24 protein-coding genes are annotated in these 21,947 nt (G+C 63.3%); 6 read left to right on the top strand and 18 right to left on the bottom strand.

The genetic code is table 11. The features are described 5' to 3' along the window. Positions 1–21: 21 nt before the first annotated feature. Positions 22–951, bottom strand: a complete 930-nt coding sequence (locus tag ACSYDV_RS10405) for a hypothetical protein (RefSeq protein WP_438323741.1) — start codon at positions 949–951, stop codon at positions 22–24. A gap of 173 nt (positions 952–1,124) precedes the next feature. On the opposite strand from ACSYDV_RS10405, the gene ACSYDV_RS10410 reads away from it, so the two are divergent. Both ACSYDV_RS10410 and ACSYDV_RS10415 read left to right on the top strand, forming a co-directional pair. Continuing rightward, positions 1,125–2,525, top strand: coding sequence for a cytochrome P450 (locus ACSYDV_RS10410; RefSeq protein ID WP_438323742.1), 1,401 nt, complete (start codon positions 1,125–1,127; stop codon positions 2,523–2,525). 107 nt (positions 2,526–2,632) lie between these two features. Next, a complete protein-coding gene (locus ACSYDV_RS10415; RefSeq protein ID WP_438323743.1) occupies positions 2,633–3,349 on the top strand; it encodes an extensin-like domain-containing protein in 717 nt (238 codons plus the stop codon). 1 nt (position 3,350) lies between these two features. Here the strand turns inward: ACSYDV_RS10415 and ACSYDV_RS10420 are convergent, their stop codons facing one another. The 11 genes from ACSYDV_RS10420 to ACSYDV_RS10470 all read right to left on the bottom strand — a co-directional run bounded on the left by ACSYDV_RS10420 (position 3,351) and on the right by ACSYDV_RS10470 (position 12,732). Then, the gene (locus ACSYDV_RS10420) at positions 3,351–3,761 is read right to left on the bottom strand and encodes a HesB/IscA family protein (RefSeq protein WP_438323744.1); all 411 of its coding nucleotides are present in this window, start codon (positions 3,759–3,761) and stop codon (positions 3,351–3,353) included. Positions 3,762–3,822: 61 nt separating this feature from the next. Then, entirely contained in the window at positions 3,823–4,293 is a 471-nt protein-coding gene (locus tag ACSYDV_RS10425; protein ID WP_438323745.1) for an SUF system Fe-S cluster assembly protein, read from the bottom strand. Next, on the bottom strand, positions 4,290–5,471 hold the full coding sequence (locus ACSYDV_RS10430; protein WP_438323746.1) for an aminotransferase class V-fold PLP-dependent enzyme: 1,182 nt from the start codon (positions 5,469–5,471) through the stop codon (positions 4,290–4,292). The genes ACSYDV_RS10425 and ACSYDV_RS10430 overlap by 4 nt, the downstream gene beginning before the upstream one ends. After that, positions 5,468–6,193 carry a SufD family Fe-S cluster assembly protein gene (locus tag ACSYDV_RS10435; protein WP_438323747.1) on the bottom strand — a complete coding sequence of 242 codons (726 nt, stop codon included), beginning with the start codon at positions 6,191–6,193 and terminating at the stop codon, positions 5,468–5,470. Before ACSYDV_RS10435 ends, ACSYDV_RS10430 begins: the two co-directional genes overlap by 4 nt. Further along, positions 6,190–6,504: a hypothetical protein gene (locus ACSYDV_RS10440; protein WP_438323748.1), complete on the bottom strand. Its 315-nt coding sequence runs from the start codon at positions 6,502–6,504 to the stop codon at positions 6,190–6,192. The genes ACSYDV_RS10435 and ACSYDV_RS10440 overlap by 4 nt, the downstream gene beginning before the upstream one ends. Next, the gene (gene sufC, locus ACSYDV_RS10445) at positions 6,501–7,244 is read right to left on the bottom strand and encodes a Fe-S cluster assembly ATPase SufC (RefSeq protein ID WP_438323749.1); all 744 of its coding nucleotides are present in this window, start codon (positions 7,242–7,244) and stop codon (positions 6,501–6,503) included. The genes ACSYDV_RS10440 and sufC overlap by 4 nt, the downstream gene beginning before the upstream one ends. Positions 7,245–7,287: 43 nt before the next feature. Beyond that, complete coding sequence (locus ACSYDV_RS10450; RefSeq protein ID WP_438323750.1) at positions 7,288–7,704, bottom strand: hypothetical protein; 417 nt, start codon at positions 7,702–7,704, stop codon at positions 7,288–7,290. Next, the gene (sufB, locus tag ACSYDV_RS10455; protein WP_438323751.1) at positions 7,704–9,191 is read right to left on the bottom strand and encodes a Fe-S cluster assembly protein SufB; all 1,488 of its coding nucleotides are present in this window, start codon (positions 9,189–9,191) and stop codon (positions 7,704–7,706) included. The genes ACSYDV_RS10450 and sufB overlap by 1 nt, the downstream gene beginning before the upstream one ends. 4 nt (positions 9,192–9,195) lie before the next feature. Further along, a complete protein-coding gene (locus ACSYDV_RS10460; protein WP_438323752.1) occupies positions 9,196–9,687 on the bottom strand; it encodes an RrF2 family transcriptional regulator in 492 nt (163 codons plus the stop codon). A 288-nt stretch (positions 9,688–9,975) separates the two neighbouring features. Further along, entirely contained in the window at positions 9,976–10,863 is an 888-nt protein-coding gene (locus ACSYDV_RS10465; protein ID WP_438323753.1) for an AraC family transcriptional regulator, read from the bottom strand. A 102-nt stretch (positions 10,864–10,965) separates the two neighbouring features. Next, positions 10,966–12,732, bottom strand: a complete 1,767-nt coding sequence (locus tag ACSYDV_RS10470; protein ID WP_438324281.1) for a DUF885 domain-containing protein — start codon at positions 12,730–12,732, stop codon at positions 10,966–10,968. 114 nt (positions 12,733–12,846) lie between these two features. Between ACSYDV_RS10470 and ACSYDV_RS10475 the strand changes: the two genes are divergently transcribed. From ACSYDV_RS10475 to ACSYDV_RS10485, 3 genes are all read left to right on the top strand, one after another. After that, a complete protein-coding gene (locus tag ACSYDV_RS10475; RefSeq protein ID WP_438323754.1) occupies positions 12,847–13,917 on the top strand; it encodes a quinone-dependent dihydroorotate dehydrogenase in 1,071 nt (356 codons plus the stop codon). Between the two features lie 68 nt (positions 13,918–13,985). After that, complete coding sequence (gene ggt, locus ACSYDV_RS10480; protein WP_438324282.1) at positions 13,986–15,677, top strand: gamma-glutamyltransferase; 1,692 nt, start codon at positions 13,986–13,988, stop codon at positions 15,675–15,677. 47 nt (positions 15,678–15,724) lie between these two features. Continuing rightward, complete coding sequence (locus tag ACSYDV_RS10485; protein ID WP_438323755.1) at positions 15,725–17,554, top strand: AMP-dependent synthetase/ligase; 1,830 nt, start codon at positions 15,725–15,727, stop codon at positions 17,552–17,554. Between the two features lie 112 nt (positions 17,555–17,666). On the opposite strand, the gene ACSYDV_RS10490 is transcribed toward ACSYDV_RS10485, so the two are convergent. The 6 genes from ACSYDV_RS10490 to ACSYDV_RS10515 form a co-directional block, all read right to left on the bottom strand. Continuing rightward, on the bottom strand, positions 17,667–18,110 hold the full coding sequence (locus ACSYDV_RS10490) for a hypothetical protein (protein ID WP_438323756.1): 444 nt from the start codon (positions 18,108–18,110) through the stop codon (positions 17,667–17,669). Positions 18,111–18,142: 32 nt separating this feature from the next. Beyond that, on the bottom strand, positions 18,143–18,883 hold the full coding sequence (gene gloB, locus ACSYDV_RS10495; protein ID WP_438323757.1) for a hydroxyacylglutathione hydrolase: 741 nt from the start codon (positions 18,881–18,883) through the stop codon (positions 18,143–18,145). 242 nt (positions 18,884–19,125) lie between these two features. After that, positions 19,126–19,563, bottom strand: a complete 438-nt coding sequence (locus ACSYDV_RS10500; RefSeq protein ID WP_438323758.1) for a VOC family protein — start codon at positions 19,561–19,563, stop codon at positions 19,126–19,128. Positions 19,564–19,571: 8 nt separating this feature from the next. Beyond that, complete coding sequence (locus tag ACSYDV_RS10505) at positions 19,572–20,009, bottom strand: acyl-CoA thioesterase (protein ID WP_438323759.1); 438 nt, start codon at positions 20,007–20,009, stop codon at positions 19,572–19,574. Positions 20,010–20,022: 13 nt separating this feature from the next. After that, complete coding sequence (locus tag ACSYDV_RS10510; RefSeq protein ID WP_438323760.1) at positions 20,023–20,784, bottom strand: alpha/beta fold hydrolase; 762 nt, start codon at positions 20,782–20,784, stop codon at positions 20,023–20,025. Between the two features lie 85 nt (positions 20,785–20,869). Beyond that, entirely contained in the window at positions 20,870–21,133 is a 264-nt protein-coding gene (locus tag ACSYDV_RS10515) for a DUF6356 family protein (protein ID WP_438323761.1), read from the bottom strand. Between the two features lie 321 nt (positions 21,134–21,454). Here ACSYDV_RS10515 and ACSYDV_RS10520 point away from each other — a divergent pair, with 321 nt between their 5' ends. Further along, complete coding sequence (locus tag ACSYDV_RS10520) at positions 21,455–21,928, top strand: hypothetical protein (protein WP_438323762.1); 474 nt, start codon at positions 21,455–21,457, stop codon at positions 21,926–21,928. Positions 21,929–21,947 lie beyond the last annotated feature (19 nt).

Consider the following 21,947-nt stretch of genomic DNA (forward strand, 5'->3'; position numbering starts at 1 on the left):
TCAGTCCGGAGCCGTCATTTCCTAGTCGCTGCGAACCTGACCGGGCCGTCTGCTCTCATTCGAACGCGGTGTTCGCGAGATCGCTCTGGTGCCATCGCTGCGTTCGGGGCGTGAGATTGCCGGACGGTCGGGACGGGCGGGGCGGTCCGGACGTGCGCCGGGCTGGCTGGTGACGGGCGGGCGGGCTCCACCCGGGTTTCCGGTGACCGGCGGGCGACCGCCGCCGGGGCGATAGGGCCGGTCGGGCCGCGCGCCGGGTTGGCCGACGACGGGTGGGCGACCGTCGCCGGGGTTTCCGGTAATTGGCGGGCGACCGCCACCGGGGCGATGCGGCCGGTCGGGCCGTGCACCGGGCTCGCCAGCCACGGGAGGCCGCCAGCCGCCGCCGGGATTTCCGGCGCCGGGACGGTTGGGCCGGTCCGGGCGAACACCCGGCTGGCCGACGACAGGTGGACGGCCACCGCCGGGGTTTCCGGCGCCGGGGCGATCGGGACGCTCCGGGCGAACACCCGGCTGTCCCCCGTGTCCGGGGCGACCCGGGCGGTTGTAGTCGGGACGTCCATTGCCCGGGCGGTTGCCGTCATGGCCATGATGTTTCCACCAGGCGCGGCGGCCGCCCCAATAGTTCAGATATTGGCCGCGCAACGGATAGCGGTTGCGATAATTATCATACATCCACGTCCCGTAACCGGGGTAGTAATAATCATCGTACCAGCCGCCGCCAAAGCCGATCTGGATGAAGCCGCTGCCATAATCGGACGCATCATAGCAGTCATAGCCATAGCCGTCGTCATAGGCATAAGGATCATAATCATAATAGGAATCGCCGCAGCGACCGCCAGCCGAGGCATAGCTCGCACCATTGACGTCGCCATAATAACAGCCGCCAAGCGCGGTCGTCGCCAGCGCGCCGAGCGCGATCGAGAGGGGACGTTTGAAATTACTGGGCATCATAGCCCTCCTGTATCCGGTCCGGGAGCGGACCGCTTATCATTGCGTAAAATTGCCCGAGTCGAGTTGAATTTGCGGTGAATGGTGGGCCGACCTGTGAAATGCGTTACTTGCATCGCTGTCAGTAGTTCGATACGCTGGTCGTCGACATAGGATAAAGAGGATTGGCCGCGATGAACGCTCCTGCAAAGATTGCCTTTTCCGAAGCCCGTTTCGGTCCCGAGACCGGGCACTGGCTGCCGCTCAATCCCGAATCTGCGCTCGATCATATTCCGGGCGAGGATGGCTATCCGGTGATCGGCAACACACTGGAACAATTGGGCGATTACCCGGCCTTCTCGCGCCGCATGGTGGCCAAATATGGTCATGTATTCCGCAATCACAGCATGGGCGGGCGCAGCGTCGGGATGTACGGACCCGACGCGAACGAGCTGGTGATGTTCGACCGCGACAAGATTTTCTCGTCCGAACAGGGTTGGGGGCCGGTGCTCAACCTGCTCTTCCCGCGCGGGCTGATGCTCATGGATTTCGAAAAACATCGTGCCGACCGCAAGGTGCTGTCGGTCGCGTTCAAACCCGAACCGATGCGCCACTATGCCGAATCACTGAACGCCGGAATCAAGGATCGCGTCGCATCGTGGAGCGGCAAGACCTTCAAATTCTATCCCGCGATCAAAAAGCTGACGCTCGACCTTGCCGCGACCAGCTTCCTCGGCATTCCCTTCGGGCCGGAGGCAGACAAGGTGAACAAGGCCTTCGTCGACATGGTGCAGGCGTCGATCGGCATCGTCCGCGTGCCCTTGCCCTTCACCGCTATGGGCCGCGGCGCCAAAGGGCGCGCCTATCTGGTCGAATATTTCAGCCGCATGGTGCCCGAACGGCGCGAAGGCGAAGGCGAGGATATTTTCAGCCAGATCTGCCGCGCGCGCGACGAGAATGGCGAATATCTGAGTGTTGGCGCCATCGTCGACCATATGAACTTCCTGATGATGGCGGCCCACGACACAATCACCAGTTCGGTGACCACGCTTGTCTGGCAACTCGCGAAGCACCCCGAATGGCAGGACAAGCTGCGCGAAGAGATGCTGGCCGTCGCGCCGGCGGGCGAGGGCGTCGGGCATAATAGTCTGGGCGAACTCGAACTGACCGAATGGGCGTTCAAGGAGGCCTTGCGGCTCGTCCCCCCGGTGCCGAGTTTCCCGCGCCGCGCGCTCAAGGATTTCGAATTTGGCGGCTATCGCATTCCTGCTGGCACGATCGTCGGGGTCAGCCCCGGCTTTACCCATATGATGGAAGAACATTGGCCAGAGCCGGAGACGTTCGACCCGATGCGCTTCTCACCCGAGGTTGCGCGTACGCGCCACAAATATGCCTGGGTCCCCTTCGGCGGCGGCGCGCACATGTGTCTGGGCCTGCATTTCGCCTATATGCAGGCGAAAATCTTCTTCCACCATGTCATCACCACCCACCGCATCGTCGTGGCGGAGGGCTATGATCCCAAATGGCTGATCCTGCCGATCCCGCGCCCCAAGGACGGACTGACGGTGAGTTTTGTTCCATTGGCCGGAAAATAGCGGCGATAGAATAGGGGCAATCCTCTGCAATCCTGATCGAACAGCCCCGCGCAGCTTCGCGTGGGGCTTTCATCGGGCGGCAAATTGCGGCAGGCGATGGCGGAGCTATGAAGACTCTCCGTCCCTATTTGCTGTGGTTCGTCGCCGCGCTGCTGCTGAGCTATGCCGCCGTCTATACGATGCTGTGGCTGCGCGATCATCCCGAGCATAACCCGACCGCACGGTTCGAACTCGCGCATCCACAGGGCTGGGCGACGCATCGCAAGCTCGCTGCGCTGGCGCGCGACGATGCCGCCTGTTTCGCGGCGTTCGATCGCGCGGATGCCGGCTATATACGCCGCCCCGTGGTGGGGCAGGGGACGTGCCGCGCGAGCCAGCGGATGCTGCTGACCGGCAACAAGTTCGTCCCCACCATGGCGCCTGCAGGCGCAGCCCCCGGATGCGCGGTCGTTGCCGCCATGGCTCTGTGGAACCGCGATGCGGTACAGCCGCTCGCCGAACGCTATTTCGGGAAAAAGGTCGTGCGGCTGGAAAATCTGGGCAGTTACAACTGCCGCCGGATTGCGGGGCAGCAGACACAGAGCGAACATTCGACCGCCAATGCGATCGACATATCGGCCTTCATATTGGCCGACGGCACGCGCGTTTCGGTGCGCAACGACTGGGACGATGGCGGCGCACGCGAAGAGTTTCTGCACGCGGTCCGCGACGGGGCGTGCGGCCTGTTTAGTACGACGCTGTCACCCGATTATAACGCTGCCCACGCCGACCATTTCCACCTCGATATGGCGGCGCGGACCGCCGGCTGGACGGTCTGTCGCTGATTCAGACGGTGAAGCTTTCGCCGCAACCGCAGGCGCCCTTGGCATTCGGATTTTCGAACACGAAGCCGGCGGCGAAATCATCCTCGACCCAGTCCATGATGCTGCCGATCAGATAGAGAACCGACGCGCCGTCGATATAGAAAACCCCGCCGGGGGTCTCGATCTTCTCGTCGAACTTCTGCTCTTCGGTGACATAATCGACCGAATAGGCGAGCCCCGAACAGCCGCGGCGCGGGGTGGACAGCCGAACGCCGATCGCGCCCTCGGGCGCGGCGGCCATCAGCTTCGCGACGCGCGCCTCGGCATTGGGCGTCAGCGTGACTGCAGCGGGGCGAGTGCGGGTCTTCGTTTCAGTCACAATCCGTTCCTTCCGCCGTTCGTGTCGAGCGAAGTCGAGACACCCCAAAGGCATGCACAGCCGATGGGCATCTCGACTTCGCTCGATGCGAACGGAAAATTGATATGGGCCTGTTTCACAGCATCCCCAGCTCAAGCCGCGCTTCGTCGCTCATATTCTCCGGCGACCACGGCGGATCCCAGACCAGATTGACCTCGGCATCGCCGACCCCGGGAACCGCGCCGACGCGCAGTTCAACCTCGGCGGGCATCGATTCCGCGACGGGGCAGTGCGGGGTCGTCAGCGTCATCGTGACGACGACATGGCCCTCGTCGATCTCGACATTATAGATCAGGCCAAGGTCATAGATGTTGACCGGGATTTCCGGATCGAAAATATCCTTGAGCGCGTTGATGACCGCCTCATACAGGTCGCCGCCGACTGCGCCGGGCTCGACCGCCGCAGGCTTGGCCGCAAGGAAGCCTTCCAGATAATCGCGCTTGCGCTCCAGCTTTTCGGGCGCGGTTTCCACGTCCGCGACGCGTGCCTTCGGCGGCGCTTCGACGCTTTCGACTTCCTCCACCTTGATCATCCGGTCCTCGCTCATCCGAAAATCCTCTCGACGCGCGACAGCCCCTCGATCAGGGCGGCGACATCGTCGTCATTGCTGTAAACGCCAAAACTCGCGCGCGCGGTCGCGGCGACGCCCAGATGCTCCATCAGCGGCTGTGCGCAATGGTGCCCGGCGCGGATCGCGACCCCGCTTTCGTCCAAGATAGTGCCGATGTCGTGTGGATGAACCCCCGCTATCGCAAAACTGACGATTCCGGCGCTGTTTTCAGGACCGAACAAGGTGATGCTGTTCTTGCGCGACAGCGCTTCGCGCAAAGTCCCGACCAATGCGACCTCATGTGCGTGGATCGCGTCGACACCGACCGCTTCGACATAATCGACCGCTGCCGCCAGCCCGATCGCCTCGATAATCGCGGGCGTGCCCGCCTCGAAGCGCGTGGGGGCGGGGGCATAGGTTGTTTTGTCAAACGTCACCCGGTCGATCATCGACCCGCCACCCTGCCACGGGGGCAGGCTGTCGAGCTTGTCGCTCCACAAAACGCCGATACCCGTTGGCCCGTAAAGCTTGTGGCCGGAGAAGACATAATAGTCGCAGCCGAGCGCCGCGACGTCGACGGGCAGGCGCGGCACCGCCTGACAGCCGTCGATCAGCAGTTCGGCGCCGACACGGTGCGCCAGCTCGGCCGCTCGCGCAACGTCGAGCGGGCTGCCGAGTACGTTGGAGACATGTGCAAAGGCGACCATATTATGTTCGGGGGTGAGCAGCTTTTCGGCGGCATCAAGGTCGATGCGGCCATCGGCGGTCAGCGGGCACACATCGACCTGCCATCCGGCAAGTTGCCAAGGCACGATATTGCTGTGATGCTCCAGCACCGACAGCAGCACACGGCCCTTCTTCGGGTGCGAATAGGCAACCAGATTGATCGCCTCGGTCGCGCCGCGCACAAAGGCGATCTGATCTTCCTTCGCGCCGATAAAGCCCGCAATCCGACGCCGCGCCGCCTCATAGGCCAGCGTCATATCGGCCGAGCGCGCATAGACGCCGCGGTGCACCGTCGCATAATCGCGGCCCATCGCGTTCACCGTCGCGTCGATCACCGCCTGCGGCTTCTGCGCCGTCGCTGCGGTGTCGAGATAGTGCCAGCCGGGCGTCAGGCCGGGAAAATCGGCGCGGACGTCGGGGAAGGCGCGGAGCGCGGTCGCGGTGGTCACACCAATTCTCCCAGCTTCGCCAGCGCGAGTGCCTGCAACTGTTCGGCATCCTCGGCACCATCGAACACGCCGGCAACGAAGGCCTGCAGCATCAGCTTCTTCGCCTCGCTCGGGGGCAGCCCGCGCGACTGGAGGTAATAAAGCGCCATCGCATCGAGTTCGCCGATCGCGCAGCCATGCGCACACTTCACATCGTCGGCGAAGATTTCGAGTTCGGGCTTGGCATTGGCGGTCGCGCTGCGGTCGAGCAGCATCGCCTTCACATCCTGCGCGCTGTCGGTCTGCTGCGCATCGCGTGCGACGGCGACCTTGCCGAGATAAGTGCCGGTCGCGGTGCCGCCGAGCACCGACCGCACCACCTGCCGCGATGTCGCGCCGGGTTCGGCGTGGGTGACGGTGGTGACGATCTCGAGATTCTGTTCGCCGCCGCCGATCTGCGCTGCGCCGAGATGGAAATCGGCGCCTTCGTGCAGCGTCACCGCGAGCTCGATACGGCCATAAGCGCCGCCGATGTTGAGCACATGCAGCGAGGCAGCAGCGCCCTTGCCGACGCTCATTTCGATCTGATGGATCGTACCGGCATCCTGCACGATCGCGCGTGAAAAACTGCCGCCCGCAGGCACGATGATGCTCTCGGGCGCAGGCAGCGGCCACGCCGCAGTCACCGCATCGATGTCGCTATAGCGCCACGCCTCGTCGCGCCGGGTGGGGAGGGCGGTCATGGCCGGCGCTCCGCCCATTCGCGGCGGAAATCGGCGAGCAATGTCAATTTGCGCTTGTCGATGCACGCCTTGACCTCGGCCTGGCTCGATGCGCCCTTTTTCACGCAGGCCGCGCTCGTCTTGCAAAGCTGCGCGTCGAGCCGTGCATTGCCGCTGCTTTCGCTAAGATCGCAATGATAGCGCCCCTTGGCGTCGCGGCCGACATAAACCGAGAGGCTGTCCAGCTTCTGCGCAATCACGACGATTTCCTCGTCGGTGGGCACCGGCTCGGGCGCCTGCGCAGCAGCGAAAAGGGCGAAGGCGAAAATCACGCGGCGATCTCCGCATAGCCTTCGCGTTCGAGTTCAAGCGCGAGTTCGGGTCCGCCCGACTTCACGATCCGGCCTGCCGCCAGAACATGCACAAAATCGGGCTGCACATAATCGAGCAGGCGCTGATAATGCGTGATCAGCAGCACCGCCTTGTCGGGACGCCGCATGATCGAATTGATCCCGTCGCCGACAATCCGCAGCGCATCGATGTCGAGGCCCGAGTCCGTCTCGTCGAGGATTGCGAGCTTGGGGTCGAGGATGCCCATCTGCACCATCTCGTTGCGCTTTTTCTCGCCGCCCGAAAAGCCGACGTTCACGGGGCGCTTGAGCATGTCCATGTCCATCTTCAGCAACCCCGCCTTCTCGCGTGCCAGCTTCAGGAAATCGCCGCCCGACAGCGGTTCCTCACCGCGCGCCTTACGCTGGGCGTTGAGGCTTTCGCGCAGGAACTGGACGTTCGACACGCCCGGAATCTCGACCGGATATTGGAAACCGAGGAACAGGCCCGCCGCAGCGCGCTCGTGCGGGTCCATCTCGAGCAGATCCTGCCCGTCGAAGGTCGCCGACCCGTCGGTGACCTCATAGCCGGGCCGCCCGCCGAGGACATAGGAGAGCGTCGACTTGCCCGCGCCATTCGGCCCCATGATCGCATGGATTTCGCCCGCATTGATCGTGAGCGACAGGCCTTTCAGGATCGGCTTGTCGGCGACGGTAGCGTGGAGGTTTTCAATCGTCAGCATGATCTGTCTTGTCCGTATCAATTCAATGCGCGCGGGCGCGCCTTCATTCGGTGGGCTGGGGGCGGCAGCGGAAAAGGTCGAGCGACATGCCATTGCCACTAATAAAGAGATGTTCCGCGTCATGGCTGAGCGACCAGAACTGGACGCGCTCGACGGGCGACGGCGGCTTTGGTCCATCCGATGCGGATTCTTCCCAAAAGTGGACACGGTAGCGGTTCATCTCGACTTCGGTAACGTCGATGACCGTGCCGACTTGCAGGGGAAAGGTGAAGTCTTTCGCTTCGACCTGAAGCAAGCCGGAATCTTCGTTCGAACAGACGGGAATGGCGTGATTGACGTCCTCAAACCAATTGCCCTGTAACTCTTCGGGCAGGGTTTTGGCCGGCGCCGCGGCGTGAGCGCCGCCGGTAAAAGCCAGCAGACCTGCTCCGAGCAAGACGGATTTGACGAACCTCTGCATTATCCAACCGATCCTTCCAGACTGATCCCGAGCAACTTCTGTGCCTCGACGGCAAATTCCATCGGCAGTTGCTGCAGCACTTCCTTGGCAAAGCCGTTGACGATCAGCGCCACCGCCTCTTCCTGCCCCAGCCCGCGCTGCATTGCGTAGAAGAGCTGGTCGTCGCTGATCTTGCTCGTCGTCGCTTCATGCTCGACGGTCGCGGTGGGGTTGCGGACCTCGATATAGGGGACGGTGTGCGCGCCGCATGTGCTGCCCAAAAGCAGGCTGTCGCACTGGGTGAAGTTGCGCACCCCCTCGGCATTGGGCGCCACCCGCACGATGCCGCGATAGGTGTTGTTCGACTTGCCCGCGCTGATCCCCTTCGAAACGATGGTCGAGCGCGTGCGCTTGCCATTGTGGATCATCTTGGTGCCGGTGTCGGCCTGCTGGTAATTGTTGGTGACCGCGACCGAATAAAATTCGCCGACGCTATCGTCGCCGTTCAGCACGCAGCTTGGATATTTCCAGGTGATCGCCGAGCCGGTCTCGACCTGCGTCCACGACACTTTGCTGCGCTTGCCCTGGCAAAGCGCGCGCTTGGTCACGAAATTATAGATGCCGCCGAGCCCCTCGGCGTTGCCGGGATACCAGTTTTGCACCGTCGAATATTTGATCTCGGCATCGTCGAGTGCGACCAGTTCAACCACTGCGGCATGCAGCTGGTTCTCGTCGCGCATCGGCGCTGTGCAGCCTTCGAGATAGGAGACGTAAGCCCCCTTGTCGGCGATAATCAACGTCCGCTCGAACTGCCCCGTATTCTCGGCATTGATGCGGAAATAGGTCGACAGCTCCATCGGACAGCGCACGCCCTCGGGCACGTAAACGAAGGTGCCGTCGGAGAAGACGGCGCAGTTCAAGGTCGCAAAATAATTGTCGTGCATCGGCACGACCTTGCCGAGCCATTTCTTCACCAGCTCGGGATATTCGCGGATCGCTTCGGAGATCGACAGGAAGATCACGCCCGCACGCTTCAGCTCCTCGCGGAAGGTCGTCGCGACGCTGACGCTGTCGAACACCGCATCGACCGCGACCTTGCGCGCGCCCTCGACCCCCGCAAGCACCTTCTGCTCCTCGATCGGGATGCCGAGCTTCTTATAGACCTCGAGGATTTCGGGATCGACCTCGTCGAGGCTGTTCAGCTTGGGCTTCGGCTTCGGCGCCGCGTAATAATAAGCGTCCTGATAATCGATCGGCGGCACGTTGAGCTTTGCCCAGTCGGGCGTCTCCATCGTCTGCCAGTGGCGGAACGCCTTCAACCGCCAGTCGAGCATCCATTCGGGCTCGTTCTTCTTCGCCGAGATGAAGCGGACCGTATCCTCGGTCAGCCCCTTGGGCGCAAAGTCGGTCTCGATGTCGGCCGACCAGCCATGCTCATAATCGGCGACCTTCGCCGCGGCATCATGCGCGGCCTGATCCTTGACGGGAAGTTCGGTGTTGTCGGTCATATCTCTAACTCGTCGCCCCCGCGTAGGCGGGGGCCGTTGTCGTTTCATTCTGCGGCGTCGGGGCAGGGGGTCCAGCGGCCCCCGTCTTCACGGGGGCGACGCTCAGGCTCGCCAGACTAATCTCTGCCAGCGCCCCGCGCACCGCGCCGTTCACGACGCCCCAATGCGGCTGCACCTTGCAACTGCCCTCGAGCGAGCAGTCGTGCCGCCCTTCGGCGACGCAGGCGGTCAGCGCGATCGGCCCCTCGACCGCTTCGATGATGTCGGCGACGCTGATTGCCGCTGCGGGCCGCGCGAGCCGCACACCCCCGCCGCTGCCGCGCGACGCGACGAGCAGCCCGGCGCGCGCGAGGCCGCTCACCAGCTTCTGTGCGGTCGGCCCCGGGATGCCCGTTTGTTCGGCCAGCATCGCGGCGTGAATCGGCACCGACCCGCACTGGCGGGCTGCGGCACTCATCAGCACCACGGCATAATCGGCAAAGTTGGACAGGCGCATTGTTCTTTTCCGTCGCAGTTGCGAACGATTCTTAACTGGAGTAAATTACTCCACTTATATAGGCGAAGCTTTTGCGCGGTGCAACCAAGGGGCGCTACGCTAGCGCCAAGAAAAAAAAAGGCACCCATCCGGCCAAAGCCAAATGAGTGCCAAGATGAAGGTCTCGGTCCTCGTCAGAGGATGAGCTCTTCTGGGTCGCAGGGGTCAAATATGTCCGGCCTGCGATTCGCGATTGGATGGAAACGCCAAAACGTGATGGCGCGCGATAATCCTTGGCAAATTTCGCGCTTAGGTCTCGGACACCATCCGGCTGACCTTGCCGGCCAGCTGTTTGCGGCCCTGGGACGTCGCCTCGGTATAGAGCGACGGCCGCGACAATTGTCCCGGAGTCGCGCCCGCGAACTGCTTGATCTCGCGGATCAGGTGCGACTGGTCGTAAAAGGCGTCCCCCAGCTGGGTGGTGTCGAGCGCTTCGCCGCGCGCCAGCGCCGACGCCGCGCGCACCGCGCGATATTTGCGCGCCAGCATTCGCGGCGACAGCCCGTAATAACGCTTGGTCATCCGTTCGACCGAGCGGATCGACATGCCGGTCGCCTCAACCAGTTCGGGGACCTGCGGCGATGCCGATGCGGTCAGCCATTCGTCGACGGTGCGGATGAACCACAAGGGCGCGGGCTCATTCCGCATCAGCACTTCGCGCGCGAAATTATTGCCGATCACCAGCCGTTCCTCGACGCTGGTCGCCTTTTCCAGCGCCGCCGCGACCTCGTCGATCCACGGTCCGAAATGATCCGCCGCGTCCATCGACCGGTCGGTCAGCTTTTCGGCATCGCTGCCCATCAACGCCGCCCAGCCTGCGGGCAGCATGCCGAAACCGAACATGCGGGTCGGGCAATGGCTGATCGCACGCACCGGGCCGCTGGTCGGGCCGACGATATTGGCCTTGCACACCGGGGCGCGGTGACCGTCGGGAAAGACATATTCGCCGTCGGCGGCGGTCACGAAACGGAATTGCGGTCGGTCGGCGCGCTCATATTCGTCGAACTGCGGCATGTTGACGCGCGCAAAATAGAAGCTCGACACCAGCTCCGCCAGATCGGGATCGGGCGGGAAATATTGCAGATCGAACGGCGCATCGCCGTCCGCGCCCGCTGGCAAGACTATTGTATCCGACATGACGAGACCGACCCCGGCAGCTTTTGGCGCTGCCTCTTGTTAACCCGCGCAAATCCTTTTGCCTTTCGCGGGCGCGCGTCAAGCGGGAAATTTTCGCCGGACCTACCCCCCCTGGGCTGCGATCCAGGCGTCCACCTGCTGTTCCAATATGTTAAGCGGCACCGGCCCCGATTTGAGAACGACGTCGTGAAAAGCACGAATGTCGTAGCGTCCGCCCAGCTTTGCCTGCGCGCGGGACCGAAGCTCCATGATCTTCAGCTTGCCGATCAGATAGGCGGTCGCCTGTCCGGGGTAGACGATATAGCGTTCGATCCCCTTTTCGATGTCGCCATCGGGGTTGGGGGTGTTGGCTTTCAGATAGGCGATCGCCTGCTCGCGGCTCCAGCGCTTGTCGTGGATGCCGGTATCGACGACCAGCCGCGCGGCGCGCCACAACTCCATCCCCAGCCGCCCGAAATCGCTATAGGGATCGGTGTAAAATCCCATATCCTTGGCGAGTTCCTCCGAATAAAGGCCCCAGCCTTCGGTATAGGCGGTGAAACTGCCAAAGCGGCGGAAGGGGGGCAGGCCGGTGAGTTCGGTCTGCACCGCGCGCTGAAGATGATGTCCCGGCACGCCCTCATGATAGGCGAGCGCCTCCAACTCGGTCTTGGGCATGTCCTTGAGGTCATAGAGGTTTACATAATAGGTGCCCGGCCGCGACCCGTCGGGTGAGGGTGAGGAGTAGAATGCCTTTCCGGCCGATTTTTCGCGAAACGCCTCGACCGCCTTCACCACCAGCGGCGCTTTGGGCAGCGTATTGAAAAAGGCGGGAAGCCGCGCCTCCATCGCCTTGGTCCTGGCGTCGACATCGGCCAGATAGGCTTCGCGCGTCTGGTAATAATATTGCGGACTGGTGCGCAGATGCTCAAAAAATTGCGGCAATGTGCCTTTGAAGCCGACCTTGGTCATGATCGCCTTCATCTCGCCGTGGATGCGCGCAACCTCGGACAGGCCAAGGTTGTGGATCTGCGCTGCGGTCATGTCGGTCGTGGTGTAGTTGGCGAGCAGCGCCTCATAATAGGCTTTGCCGTCGGGCAGGCGCCAGATGCCGTCCTCAGTCGGTGCGCTTGCCTGCTGGCGCTTCATCTCGGTGTGCAGCCGGTCATAGGCGGGGCCGGCGCTTCCGGCCCATGCCGCGCTCGCGGTCCCGCCAAGCCGCGCCTTTTCGGTGGCAGCGATGTCGAGTTTATCGACCTTGGCGGTGAAATCCTCGATCACCGCATTGCCGGGCTTGCGCAGATTCTCGATGTCGGAGATGACATAGGCATAAACCCATTTGGGCGGCTGGATGCCGGCCGCCGCGCGTTCCGCCGACTGCGCGGTCAGCGCGTCGAGAAGCGGGCCGAGGCCGCGGATACGCTCGATATAGGCTTCGGCTTCGGCGACATTCGAAACCCGGTGAATATTGATGAGGAAGGCGGGAAACTGGCTCTGCGCGCCGTTCATCTGGTCGAAAATATAACCATGCTCGCGGAACGGAAACAGGCGCTCGGCGCGATCGGCCTGTGCGCCGAACAGTTTGAACGACAGCGCGTCATCGGCGGATAGCGCCGCGGGGTCGAAGCTGCCGCGCATCGCCCCTGCGGTCGCCTGCTGCAGCTTGTGGCTCGCGACTTCGGCTTCGTCGCTGACGTCGTCCCAGCGGCCGTAATCGCCGTCGCGAATGCCGCGATAGGCCTTGCCCTGCGGCGAGAGCGACAATTGTGCCTTGTCATAATTGTCGAAATATTGCGCGAGATTGGCGCCTGCTGGCGGCTCGGCGGGGGCTGCGACGGTCGCGGGGGTGGCGACGTCGGGGGACACCGAACAGCCTGCGGCGACGAGCATCAACATGCTGGTGGACATGACAGTGACAAGGCGGCGATGCGACACGATTTTCTCCCGGTTTTTCCGATGCGGGCAGGGCTTGCCATCGCGGCTTCGCACGCGCAAGGGCGGGGCATGTCCTTCTTTGCTTCCGCCACCGATGCCGCTTATGCGCTCGTCCGCCCGATCGTCCACGCCAGCGACGGCGAGGCGGCGCATAATCTGACGCTTAGCGCGCTCCTGCCGCTGCCCCGCGCGCATCGCGCGCTGACCAGTCCGGTGCTGGCGACCGAACTGGCGGGGATCGCCTTTCCCAATCCGGTGGGCCTCGCCCCCGGCTTCGACAAGGATGCCCGCGTCGCGCATGTGATGCCGCATTTCGGCTTCGGCTTTGTCGAGGTCGGCACGCTGACCCCGCTGCCGCAAGAAGGCAATCCGCGTCCGCGATTGTTCCGGCTGGTTGAGGATGGCGCGGTGATCAACCGCATGGGCTTCAACAATGGCGGGCAGGCCGCCGCCGCCGACCGGATCGCGCGGCTGCGCGGTTGCGGGCTCGCGGTGCCGCTCGGCATCAACATTGGCGCCAACAAGGATAGCGCCGACCGCATCGCCGATTATGCCAAGGGCACGGCGGCGATGGCGCCGCTCGCCGATTATCTGACCGTCAATATCAGCTCGCCGAACACGCCGGGGCTGCGCGCCTTGCAGGACAGGGGTGCGCTCGAGGCGTTGCTCGACGGGGTCGCGGCGGCGCAGCCCGCAGGCGCGGCAAAGCCCGTGTTCCTGAAGGTCGCTCCCGATCTCGAGCCCGCCGACATCGACGATATTGTCGCGGTGGCGATCGACAAAGGGCTCGCCGCCGTGATCGTGTCGAATACGACGATCACACGCCCCGCGCTGGCCTCGCGCCATGCGGACGAAGCTGGCGGGCTGTCGGGCGCGCCCCTCGCCGAATTGGCGTTGCAGCGGGTGAAGGACTTCCACACGGCCAGCGGCGGCCGCGTGCCGCTGGTGGCGGCGGGCGGCATTGCCTCGGCCGAACAGGCGTGGGACCGAATTCGTGCCGGCGCCAGTCTGGTGCAAATCTATTCGGCGATGGTCTTCGCCGGGCCGGGGCTTGCCGCGCGGATTGCGCGCGGGCTGGAGAAGCTTGCGGTGCGAGACGGGTTTGCGCGGGTCGCCGACGCCGTGGGGAAGGGGGGCTAAGTCCCCTCCCACAAGCGGGAGGGGAACAAGGGTTGCGCTACACCACCCCCCGCGCCAATGTCGCGGCCATGATCAAACGACTCTTCGCCGTCACCAGCCTTTTTGTCATCGCTGTCCCGTCACTTGCTATCGCGCAAGGCGTGACCTCGTCCGCCGACCCGCGCGCGACCGAGGCGGGGCGCCAGATTTTGCATCAGGGCGGCTCGGCCGCCGACGCCGCGGTCGCGATGGTCGCGGTGCTGACGCTGGTCGAACCGCAATCGAGCGGGATCGGCGGCGGCGGTTTCCTCGTCTACAATAACGGCAGCGACAACAGCATCGCGACGATCGACGGCCGCGAAACCGCGCCTGCGGCCGCAAAGCCCGACCGCTTCCTCGGCCCCGACGGCAAGCCGCGTCCTTATATGGATGTGATCCCGGGCGGGCTGTCGGTCGGCGTGCCGGGCAATATGCGCTTGATGGAAATGGCGCATAAAAAATGGGGCAAGCTCGAATGGAAGGCGCTGTTCCAGCCCGCGATCAAGCTGGCCGAGGAGGGGTATGAAGTCACTCCCGCGCTCTACAACTGGCTCGACCGTTTTCAGCCCCAGTGGAAGGATTTTCCGGACGCGCGCGCGATCTATTATATCGATGGCAAGCCTGCGCCGGTCGGGACGCGCCTGAAAAATCCTGCTTACGCCGCTATCCTGCGCGATATTGCGGCGCGCGGCCCCGATGCCTTTTACACGGGAACCAACGCGCGCGCGATCAGCGACGCGGTGGCCAGCGCCCCGCGCAACGCAGCGATACTGACCGCGAAGGATCTCGCATCCTACAAGGCAAAGGACCGCCCGGCGGTTTGCACCAGCTATCGCGTCTACAAGGTGTGCGGCATGGGCCCGCCCTCGTCGGGCGCGACCACCGTTTTCGGCATCCTCGGCATGATCGAGGGCTGGGACATGAAGACGATGGGGCCGGCCAATCCGATGAGCTGGCATTTGCTGTCGGAGGCGATGCAGCTCGCTTATGCCGACCGCGACAAATATCTGGGCGACGGCGATTTCGTCGATGTGCCGGTGGCCGGGCTGATCGACAAAAACTATCTGGCCGAGCGCCGCCAGCTGATCTCGCCCTATGGCCGCGCGGACAGCTATGCCGCGGGCAATCCGCCCGGCGCAAAGCCGCGCACAACCTCGGCTCCGGTTCCCGAACAGGGCACGACCCATTTCGTCGTCGTCGATCGTGCGGGCAGCGTCGCCTCGATGACCTCGACGGTCGAAAGCATCTTTGGCAGCAACCTCCTCGCCAACGGCTATTTCCTTAACAACCAGATGACCGATTTCGACCTGAACCCTGAAAAGGGCGGGGCGCCCGGCGCAAACCGGGTGCAGGCGGGCAAGAGGCCGCTGTCGTCGATGGCGCCAACGATCGTCTATGGTCCCGACGGCAAGGTCGTGCTCGCGGTCGGTTCGGCGGGCGGAAAGCGGATCATCATGCATGTGGTAAAGACGCTGGTCGGCGTGCTCGACTGGGGACTCAGCGCCGAAGAGGCGATCGCGCTTCCGAACCTGTTCTTTGGCCAGTCGGGGGTGCTGATCGAGGGCAATGACGCGGGCAAGGCGATCGCCGCGCAGATGAAACCCTTCGGCTATGACTTCAACCCCACCGATCTGGGATCAAAACTCAACGCCGCGCAGCGCGTCGGCGATGTATGGCACGGCGCCGCCGATCCGCGCGGCCCGGGCAGCTCTTCGGTGGATGATGCGCCGCCGCAAGGCTAAGACCCGAATAGAATATGAAGGACCACCTCTTTGGGAGAGCAAGAGGCATGAAGCTGAAAAACCCGCATCTCGATCAGTTTCCCAGTCTGGTCGCGATGTTTTTCGACCGCGCCGAACGGGGCGGCGACGATCCGTTCCTGTGGCGCAAGGCTGATCGTTCTTGGCAGCCGCTAAGCTGGCGGCAGGTCGCGCATCAGGTCTCGGCGCTCGCGCATCATTTGCGCGCGCTGGGGTTGAAGGACGGCGACCGGGTGGTGCTGGTCAGCGAAAACCGCCCCGAATGGTGCATCGCCGATCTGGGCATCATGGCTGCGGGCTGCATCACCGTGCCGACCTATACGACGAACACCGAACGCGACCATCAGCATATTCTGGACAATAGCGGCGCCCGCGCGGTGATCGTGTCGACGGCGAAGCTCGCACGGACGCTGATGCCTGCAGTGATGCGGTCGAACGCGCATATCGTCATCACCATGGAAAGCCTGCGCGTCGGTCAGCAGGGCGATGTCACGGTGCACGACTGGGACCCGCTGGTCGCCAGCGGTGAGGCGCATCTCGACGAAGCGCGCGCGCGCGGCGCAGCGATGACGCGTGATGACACCGCCTGCCTTATCTACACCAGCGGCACCGGCGGTGCGCCGCGCGGGGTGATGCAGCATCATGGCGCCATCCTGCACAATGCTGCGGGCGCGGCGGAAGTGCTGGTCAACGACTTCGGTATCGGCGACGAAGAGGTGTTTCTGTCCTTCCTCCCGCTCAGCCATGCCTATGAACATTCGGGCGGCCAGTTCCTGCCGATCATGGTCGGCGCGCAGATTTATTACAGCGAAGGCCTCGAAAAGCTGGTGGCGAACATCGAGGAAACGCGCCCGACGATCATGGTCGTCGTCCCGCGCCTGTTCGAGGTGATCCGCGCGCGGATGATCAAGTCGGTCGAGAAACAGGGCAAGCTCGCCAATTGGATGCTGAACCAGGCGCTGCGCGTCGGCGAAAAGGATTATGAGCGCCGCATGGGCGTGCTCGACCGGCCGGTCGATCTCATCCTCGACCGATTGTTCCGGCCCAAGATCCAGAAGCGCTTCGGCGGCCGGATGAAGGCGCTGGTGTCGGGCGGCGCCCCGCTCAATCCCGAAATCGGGGTTTTCTTCCACTCGATCGGGCTGACTTTGCTTCAGGGCTATGGCCAGACCGAGGCGGGACCGGTGATCAGCTGCAACCGCCCGAGCGCGGGGATCAAGATGGACACTGTCGGCCCGCCGCTGATGAACACCGAAGTCCGCATCGCCGACGATGGCGAGATACTGGTGCGCGGCGAGCTGGTGATGAAAGGCTATTGGCAAAATCAGGCGGAGACCGAGCGCGTGCTCGTCATGGATGCTGCCGAACCTGACAAGGGGCCGTGGCTTCACACCGGCGATATCGGCCATATCGACGAAAAGGGCCGCATCGTCATCACCGACCGCAAGAAGGATCTGATCGTCAACGACAAGGGCGACAATGTCTCGCCGCAGCGCGTCGAGGGCATGCTGACCCTCCAGCCCGAAATTCTTCAGGCAATGGTCTATGGCGACAAGCGCCCGCATCTCGTCGGCATCTTGGTTCCCGATCCCGAATGGATGGCCGAATGGGCCGAGGCCGAGGGGCTGCCGAAGGAGCTTGCGCGCCTGCGCGAGCATGAGAAATTCCGCGCCGCGCTGCGGGCGGCGGTGGACCGCGTCAACGGCCAGCTGTCCGTGATTGAAAAGGTTCGCAAATTCGATCTCGCCGACGAACCCTTCACGATCGAGAATGAACAGATGACACCGTCGATGAAGATCCGGCGCCATGTTCTGAGAGATGTTTATGCGGACCGGATCGCCGCGCTGTACAAGGCATAAGCCGTCGCCCCTGTCTTATGCGGGGGCGACGCTGGCTTTTATGTAACAGGCGGGGCTGCGACCCGAGGAGCTCGGTGCAAACCGGACCCCGCCCATGGCTGACCCTGTGGGGTCAGCCTGCGCCCCCTTCCGGTTTGCGATAGGGGACGAATTCGCCAAGAACGCAGGTCGGACCGCGGATGCCGCTGGACCGGTCGACCAGATGAAAGAAATCGCCGGCGCAGGTCGATGACCCGAACTGGCGCGTGACCATGATGTCGCTGTCGCGGGCCAACCCCGGACAACTGCCCTTCAGGTCGTTACGATAGATCAGCTTGCCGCTGGCGCGATACAGCAGGATATCGTCCGACACGCGGATCGTGTCGGTGGTGCGGAAATTGGGCAGGCATTTTTCGGGCGCGCCCGGAACCTTGCCGGCCAGATTCTTGTTGAGCAGTTCGGCCTGTTTCGGCGTAAGCGCCTCGGCACCGGGAGCGGCGCTGCCCGCTGGGGCGCAACTGGCGATGAACGGCGCGGCCATCAGTGCCGCGGCATAGATCAGCTTCGGCTTCGCCATTTTCTGTCTCCTTGACGGGTTCAAACTGTCGGTCATGCCGCATCTTTCAGAGCGCGGATGCGGCCGAGTTCGGCGGCGCTCGGCGCGCGCAAAAAGGGGTTGGTCGCGCGTTCCTCGCCGATGCTCGTCGGCACCGTCGCTTCGCCCGCCGCACGCGCCGACTCGACGGCGGCCAGTCGCGCGGCAAGCGCATCATTTTCGGGATCGACGGTGATGGCGAAGCGCGCGTTGGACAGTGTATATTCGTGCGCGCAATAGACGCGCGTCGTATCGTCCAGCGCCCCCAGCTTTTGCATATTGGCGAACATCTGCTCGGCCGTGCCCTCGAACAGGCGGCCGCAGCCCATGGCGAACATCGTATCGCCGACGAAAATCGCGTCATCGCTGGCGAAGTGATAGGCGATATGGCCCGCAGTGTGCGCGGGGACATCCCACACCTCGGCGACATGTTCGCCCAGCCGGATGCGGTCGCCGCCCTTCACCTGCACGTCGAGCGTGGGGATGCGTTCAAATTCGGCGGCGGGGCCGGTGATCGTGCAGCCGCCCCATGCGGTGGCGGCCTCCTTGATCGCGGCATTGCCGCCGGTGTGATCGGGGTGCCAATGGGTGTTCCAGATGTCGGTGATCGTCCAGCCGCGCTCCGCCGCTGCGGCCAGAACCGGTTCGGCGACGGCAGGGTCGACGACCATCGTCGCTTTGCTCCGGGGTTCGTGAACCAGCCAGACATAATTGTCGCTGAGGACGGGGATACGGACGATGTCGAGTGCAGTCACGAACGTCTCCTTTCTCGCCAGCCTCTCAACCATTCAGACGGAACCGGTGGTGATCCGCCTTGATCGTACATCTTCAATGCACGATTGCACCCTGTCCTTTCGTATTAAACAGACCTGGGCCAACCAGATCGGCGAGCAGGGGTGAGTTTGCCATAGCGAAAGCTATCTGTCTCCCCCTCTTGCACGGCATTTTCAGCGAGGCCGGGCAGGTCGATTTCGATCAACATGCCCGGGCTCCCCGCTTACCAGACCCCTGTGTTGGGCATCGAGGCCCAGGGTTCCTGCGGCGGCAAATGGCCGTCCTGCAACAGCTCGACCGAAATGCCGTCGGGCGAGCGGACAAACGCCATATGGCCGTCGCGCGGCGGGCGGTTGATCGTCACCCCGGCGTCCATCAACCGCTGGCACGTCGCGTAAATATCGTCGACGCGATAGGCGAGGTGGCCGAAATTGCGGCCGCCGTCATAGGTTTCGGGCGCGCTGCCATCCTCGGCGGGCCAATTATAGGTCAGCTCGACCTCGGCGATGCCGTCCTGCCCGGGACAGGCCAGGAAGATCAGGGTGAAGCGTCCCTGTTCGCTGTCGAAGCGGCGGGTTTTCTCCAGACCGATCAGGTTGAAGAAGGCGATCGTTGCATCGGGGTCGGTGACCCGGATCATCGTGTGAAGATATTTTGCCATGGCTCTATCTAGGCGCGCAGCGAGGTTTCTTCAAAGGCTTCGAACAAGGATACGAATTCATCGGGCACCGGCGTCGCAGAACCCTGTGCCTCGGCGACATGGACGCTGACCTCCAACCCTGTCGCCCGCAGGTCGTCTTTACCGGCGCCATGCAGTTCGAACAAAAAGGTCATCGAACTGCGGCCGACGCGCGAACAGCGCACGCAAATGTCGATTTCTTCGTCGAGCAGGATCGGCACCTTATAGTCGACCTCGGCGCGCGCGACGTGAAATTCGGGGCTCTCGCGCTCGGGCCAGCGATCATAAACCCCGGCGGCGCGCCAATATTCGGTGATGCCGATATCGAAATATTCGAGATAGCGGCTGTTGAACACAACCGCCTGCGCGTCGATCTCGGCATAGCGGACGCGCTTGCGGACGGAAAAACGAAAATCGCTGCGTGCCATGATGATCCTTTGGTTAGTGGGTCGCAAGCCGTGCGACGGTGTCGATCAGCAGCGCGATATCGCCATCGCGCGACAGCCGGTGGTCGCCGCCCTTGATGAGCGTGACCTGCACATCGTCGCTCGCGAGGGCGGCGGACAGGCGCAGGCTGATGCCGGGCGGGACGTCGCCATCCTCCTGCCCGTGAAGCAGGCGGACCGGGCAGGCGAGCGGGATGACGGTGTCCAGCAGGCGGTTGGTCTCGCCCGACTGGAAAAAACCGCGCGTCGTCACATAGGGCTGGTCGCTATAGGGCGTTTCCTCGCGCAGCTCGCCCTCGGCCAGGATGATCGCCTTTTCGGCGGCGCTGAAACCCCAGTCGGTGAAATCGGGCGCAGCGGCGATGCCGACCAGCCCCGCAATTCGGCCGGGCCCGTCGCGACCGGCAAGCGCAAGCGCGGTGAGCAGCATCAGCCAGCCGCCCATCGACGATCCCACGATCAGCACGGGGCCTTCGACGCGGGCGTCGATCAGGTCGATGATATCGCCGCGCCAGTCGAGCAGATTCTGGTCGGCGAACAAGCCGTCCGATTGCCCGCAACCGGCATAGTCGAGCAGCAGGCAGGCGCGGCCTTCGGCGGCGGCCCACGCATGAAGCGCGGTCGCCTTGCCGCCTTCCATGTCGGACATATAGCCGGGCAGGAAGACAATCGTCGGCCCCGACCCCGCGACGTGGCGAAAGGCAAGGCGAGGGCGGCCGGACCGTTCCAGATATTCGGGTGCGGGGGTTTCGCTCACAAAGTTCCGCCCTTCATTTCCGTTCGTGTCGAGCGAAGTCGAGACACGCGTCGAGATAGCACCACGCCGAGGGAGCGCACGCCGCTCAGATGACCCAGTCGACCGTGCTCATCTGTGCGACGGCTTGGCCCTTGGCGCGCCTTTGTTCGACCATTATGCGGTTGAGCCGCTTGATCGTGTCGCTGCCGGTCGTGATGCACCAGCCCGGAACGACGGCGTGGACCAGCGCGCCCAGCCCGCCCCAAATCATCGTGACGCCGAATTTCGACGCGACGCCGAAATGCTCGACATAATTTTCATCGACGCTCTTGGGGTGGTCGACAAACAGGCGGTTGAACAGCTTGAGCATGGGGGGAATGGCTCCTTTCCGGCTGCCGCCGCCCTAGCCGGAACGCATATCGCTCGCAAGGGCGGCCGCCGGAACAGGGGCAATCGCTCACGGAAATCGCCTCAACTGACAGGCCAAACAGGACGGCAATGCGAAAGGCAGGAGGAAGCGAAGCGGCATATTGGGCGGTTTGGATCGCACGGGCCGCATACCGGCGGGGCTTTCTTGAAAGGCTATTTCACAAATTATAGTTATAACTACTTAATTCTGTTCATTTGGTATATATGCTGAATTGCGGGTGAAGGCTTCGCGCGATTTTTGCGGGATTGGTGGAGGCGTCCAATGAAGATTATTTTCAGCAGCTTTTTGGCAATTTCGGTGTCAAATGCGGCGGTACTGCCTGCTCATGCGGCAACGATCGTGTCCCCGGCTCTCGGAAGTCCGGTAACGGCAACGGGATCTTTCCGTGCCAACGCATCATCCTTTCCGGTTACGGCAAGGGACTGCACGGTTGCGATGAGCGGCTATGTCAGTGCCGTGGATGCCATAACATTCACGGCCGGGACGTCGGACTGCGATACCGCGGATGCCGGCGGGGTTGCCTATTCGCTGGAATATCCGATCGTGTTCCGCGCCAATTCATCTACCGAGGTGAAGGCTGAATATCTTGTCATAAATACGTTTGCCACCTGCATTCGGTCCAACACACTTTTTTCATGGGGAAGTTCAACAATCAAGCGGACGGCGGTGGCAGTCGGCTATTGCAGCCTGAGCAATTTTACCCTGACCATTGCACCGACGGTGACGATCGTCTGATCCGCATCCAGCGGCTGGG

Origin of the sequence: Sphingopyxis selenitireducens (assembly GCF_051550705.1) — a bacterium.
GTDB lineage: Bacteria > Pseudomonadota > Alphaproteobacteria > Sphingomonadales > Sphingomonadaceae > Sphingopyxis.

Bases quoted from the DNA above. Each gene is read 5' to 3' on its own strand.
- ACSYDV_RS10475 (WP_438323754.1), top strand. From the start codon at position 12,847: ATGTCCTTCTTTGCTTCCGCCACCGATGCCGCTTATGCGCTCGTCCGC.
- ACSYDV_RS10505 (WP_438323759.1), bottom strand. From the start codon at position 20,009: ATGGCACGCAGCGATTTTCGTTTTTCCGTCCGCAAGCGCGTCCGCTAT.
- ACSYDV_RS10415 (WP_438323743.1), top strand. From the start codon at position 2,633: ATGAAGACTCTCCGTCCCTATTTGCTGTGGTTCGTCGCCGCGCTGCTG.
- ACSYDV_RS10470 (WP_438324281.1), bottom strand. From the start codon at position 12,732: ATGCTCGTCGCCGCAGGCTGTTCGGTGTCCCCCGACGTCGCCACCCCC.
- ACSYDV_RS10485 (WP_438323755.1), top strand. From the start codon at position 15,725: ATGAAGCTGAAAAACCCGCATCTCGATCAGTTTCCCAGTCTGGTCGCG.
- sufC (WP_438323749.1), bottom strand. From the start codon at position 7,244: ATGCTGACGATTGAAAACCTCCACGCTACCGTCGCCGACAAGCCGATC.
- ACSYDV_RS10410 (WP_438323742.1), top strand. From the start codon at position 1,125: ATGAACGCTCCTGCAAAGATTGCCTTTTCCGAAGCCCGTTTCGGTCCC.
- ACSYDV_RS10420 (WP_438323744.1), bottom strand. From the start codon at position 3,761: ATGCCTTTGGGGTGTCTCGACTTCGCTCGACACGAACGGCGGAAGGAA.
- ACSYDV_RS10435 (WP_438323747.1), bottom strand. From the start codon at position 6,193: ATGACCGCCCTCCCCACCCGGCGCGACGAGGCGTGGCGCTATAGCGAC.
- ACSYDV_RS10460 (WP_438323752.1), bottom strand. From the start codon at position 9,687: ATGCGCCTGTCCAACTTTGCCGATTATGCCGTGGTGCTGATGAGTGCC.
- ACSYDV_RS10425 (WP_438323745.1), bottom strand. From the start codon at position 4,293: ATGAGCGAGGACCGGATGATCAAGGTGGAGGAAGTCGAAAGCGTCGAA.
- ACSYDV_RS10500 (WP_438323758.1), bottom strand. From the start codon at position 19,563: ATGGCAAAATATCTTCACACGATGATCCGGGTCACCGACCCCGATGCA.
- ACSYDV_RS10405 (WP_438323741.1), bottom strand. From the start codon at position 951: ATGCCCAGTAATTTCAAACGTCCCCTCTCGATCGCGCTCGGCGCGCTG.
- ACSYDV_RS10520 (WP_438323762.1), top strand. From the start codon at position 21,455: ATGAAGATTATTTTCAGCAGCTTTTTGGCAATTTCGGTGTCAAATGCG.
- ACSYDV_RS10515 (WP_438323761.1), bottom strand. From the start codon at position 21,133: ATGCTCAAGCTGTTCAACCGCCTGTTTGTCGACCACCCCAAGAGCGTC.
- ACSYDV_RS10450 (WP_438323750.1), bottom strand. From the start codon at position 7,704: ATGCAGAGGTTCGTCAAATCCGTCTTGCTCGGAGCAGGTCTGCTGGCT.
- ggt (WP_438324282.1), top strand. From the start codon at position 13,986: ATGATCAAACGACTCTTCGCCGTCACCAGCCTTTTTGTCATCGCTGTC.
- ACSYDV_RS10465 (WP_438323753.1), bottom strand. From the start codon at position 10,863: ATGTCGGATACAATAGTCTTGCCAGCGGGCGCGGACGGCGATGCGCCG.
- ACSYDV_RS10490 (WP_438323756.1), bottom strand. From the start codon at position 18,110: ATGGCGAAGCCGAAGCTGATCTATGCCGCGGCACTGATGGCCGCGCCG.
- sufB (WP_438323751.1), bottom strand. From the start codon at position 9,191: ATGACCGACAACACCGAACTTCCCGTCAAGGATCAGGCCGCGCATGAT.